Annotated in this window: 2 protein-coding genes; both read right to left on the bottom strand. The window is 68.3% G+C overall.

Annotated elements, in window-relative coordinates:
- Positions 1-11: 11 nt before the first annotated feature.
- Positions 12-416: a type IV toxin-antitoxin system AbiEi family antitoxin domain-containing protein gene (locus IE269_RS42720; protein ID WP_189828767.1), complete on the bottom strand. Its 405-nt coding sequence runs from the start codon at positions 414-416 to the stop codon at positions 12-14.
- Positions 413-1,073: transposase (locus IE269_RS42725; RefSeq protein WP_189828768.1), on the bottom strand; the 661-nt coding region annotated here is incomplete at its 5' end. The genes IE269_RS42720 and IE269_RS42725, both read right to left, overlap by 4 nt.

Consider the following 1,073-nt stretch of genomic DNA (forward strand, 5'->3'; position numbering starts at 1 on the left):
CTGAGAGGGCGTTAAGTCCGTTTCTGATAACGGCCGCGTCCGGGTTGTTCGAGGAGTCCTTGGCGGACGAGTCGTCCCAGGCGGGAGCGGGTGACGTTGATCGAGGGCTCGTCGGTGGGCAGGCCGAGGTGCTCGTGCAGATCGCGGACGCGGAACACCTGCCCGGGGTGCTCGTTGAACGTGGTCACGATGCGCTGGTAGACGGTCGCGGTAGCGGTCTCCGCGGGGGCCGTTGCATGGTCGGGAGGGGTGAGGCCGTCGATGACCTTGCGGGTGGCGGCGAGCTCGGCCAGGCGGGCATCGGCCTCGGCGAGGGCGGTGGTGAGCCGCTCGATCTGCTCGCGCAGGTGGTCGGCTCGTGCGGCGGTGTCATCGTGTTCGGTCTGCAGCAGCCGCAGGAGTTCGTGGACGTTCACGCTGCCAGCTCCATGTCGTCCCGCCAGGTGGGGGCAGGGGTGGTGAGGCGGCGGAGCATGCCGACGGTGGAGGCCCAGTAGACGCGGGAGGCCGCGTTGTCGGGCCGGTGGTCGTAGTCGCGGGCCAGGCGCCGCTGCAGCATGAGGGTGCCGTTGACCTGCTCGACCACCCACCGTTTCGGTTGCGGAACGAAGCCCCGTCCCTTGTCGTCGAGGTTGCGGCGGACCACCTCGACGGTGATGTCTTTCACCGCCCCGTGGATGATCACGGCGTCCTTGAAACCCTGGTCGACCAGGACCTTCTCCAGGCGCATCCCGCACCGTTCGGCGGCCTGGTCCAGCAGGGCGATGCCGGCCTCGTTGTCGTGCGCGCTCGCGGCGAGGATCACCACGCCGATGATCAGGCCCAGCACATCGACGGCGAGTCCCCGCTTCCTGCCGGGCGTCTTCTTGTTCACGTCCAGCCCCGTCGTCTCCTTCGGCACCCCGGCCGCCACGCGGACGGACTGGGTGTCGATGATCACCAGGGACGGGTCCTCTAATCGTCTGGACCGCTCCCGCACCTGGCAACGCAGGATCTCCTGGATCCGCTGGTCAAGACCGTCCTGGCGCCACAGAGTGAAGTAGTAGAACACCGCCGACCAGGCCGGGAAATCG

This window comes from Streptomyces spiroverticillatus, assembly GCA_014650415.1.
GTDB lineage: Bacteria > Actinomycetota > Actinomycetes > Streptomycetales > Streptomycetaceae > Streptomyces > Streptomyces spiroverticillatus.